The 1,882-nt window shown below is 36.8% G+C and carries 1 protein-coding gene; it reads left to right on the top strand.

Translation table 11 applies throughout. The features are described 5' to 3' along the window. Window positions 1-493: 493 nt before the first annotated feature. Entirely contained in the window at window positions 494-1,606 is a 1,113-nt protein-coding gene (locus AB3X49_RS22840; protein ID WP_367964931.1) for an RNA-guided endonuclease TnpB family protein, read from the top strand. Window positions 1,607-1,882 lie beyond the last annotated feature (276 nt).

The following is a 1,882-nucleotide window of genomic DNA, read 5'->3' on the forward strand; positions in this document are numbered from 1 at the left end:
TAAATAGGATGAGGAAATTAAAAACTGAAAATTAAATCTTTTATTTTTTTTGTAATTAATATAAAATTCTATATATAGCATATAAATAAATTTAACGTGTTATCCGAAAGAAGTCTCCTTCCTCAAGCGTGTGAAGGACGATAGCAAAGCGGTAGGTGGGAGATGAATTGCGGTTTGGTGTAGCCAAAAAATTGGTTTTCCTATTTATCCCGCATTAACGGGCAGTAAGACTCCCACCTCAAAATTCGGCGAATGCGAGGAATTTAGGTGGGACAACTGCCCATAAAAGCCCGATTGGTGAAGGCTAATAATCAATGGGGATGGAACCCCCACTGATTAAAGTTTCCCTTTATTTCGGCTCTGATATAATCAGTTTTATAAGAGGCGAAATTTGGTATAACAATGAAAGTAAATAATAATCGTGTAGTGTTCAGGTTGTGTGATCACCGTCATGGCTTATGGAAAATGAAGGCGAAAGGTGAGATAAACTGATATGACAAAGCATAATAAGGCGTACAAATTTCGTCTGTATCCAACAGAAGAACAAGCAAATCTGATATGTAAAACGTTCGGATGTGTACGCTTTGTGTATAATAAAATGCTGGCTGAACGGAAAGAAGTATACGAAACGTACAAAGAGAACAAGGAAGAACTAAAGAAACAAAAATTCCCTACTCCTGCGAAATATAAAGCAGAGTATGAATGGTTGAAAGAAGTTGATTCGTTAGCACTGGCCAACGCTCAACTAAACTTGCAAACTGCTTATAAGAATTTTTTTAGTGGTCAAAGTGATTTTCCTACATTCAAAAGTAGAAAGAGTAGAAAATCCTATACAACGAATCGAGTAAACGGAAATATTATGTTGTTTCATGGTTATATTAAATTACCGAAACTGAAATTAGTGCGACTGAAGCAACATAGAGAGATACCGCAAAACCATATCATTAAATCATGCACGATTTCGATGACACCAACCGGTAAGTATTATGTGTCTGTTTTGACTGAATATGAAAAGGAAATTGTTCAAAAAGAAGTAGAAAGTGTAGTTGGATTAGACTTCGCAATGGCTGAATTGTATGTGAGTAGCGAAGATGAGAAAGCCAATTATCCTCGCTTTTATCGTCAGATGCTAGGCAGATTAGCAAAGGCACAACGTGTATTAGCAAGACGTGTGAAAGATTCAGAGCGTTGGAATAAACAACGGATCCGTGTAGCGGAGTTGTATGAAAAGGTCGCTAATCAGCGTAAGAATTTCCTTCATCATAAGTCTAAAGAATTGGCTACGAATTTTGACGTTGTAGCAATAGAAGACTTACATATGAAAGGAATGTCGCGTGCCCTTCGCTTTGGTAAAAGTGCCCTTGATAACGGTTGGGGGATGTTCACGACATTTTTAGCATATAAGCTACAAGAACAAGGAAAACAGCTTGTAAAAATAGATAAATGGTTTCCTTCTACAAAGATGTGTAGTAATTGCGGAAACAAAAAAGAAATGTCATTATCTGAACGGACGTATGAGTGTTCATGTGGACTAACAATAAATCGTGACTATAACGCAGCTATCAATATCAAAAAGGAAGCCATACGATTATTAGCGTTGATATAAGTCGTAAGAAATAACCTTTGGAACAAGGGAGTTAGCTCGGCTGTCCTAAGACAAATTCGTTAGCTATCAAAAGTAACGATGAACCGAGAAGCCCCCACTTCAAGTAAGCTCGTAAGAGATACTAAGTGGTGGGTAGTTCACTACATAATGGTTCATGCACAGAAATGTTAATAGAATGAAGCGAGGGAGCAAAATGAGACAGAAAAAGGAGAAACAGAAACAGTCGAAAAAGAAAAAGACTCATATTCCATTTCGGTTAAATGTACTATTTTTTAT

The organism is Bacillus sp. C30, assembly GCF_040838255.1.
Taxonomy (GTDB): Bacteria; Bacillota; Bacilli; order Bacillales; family Bacillaceae_G; genus Bacillus_A; species Bacillus_A mycoides.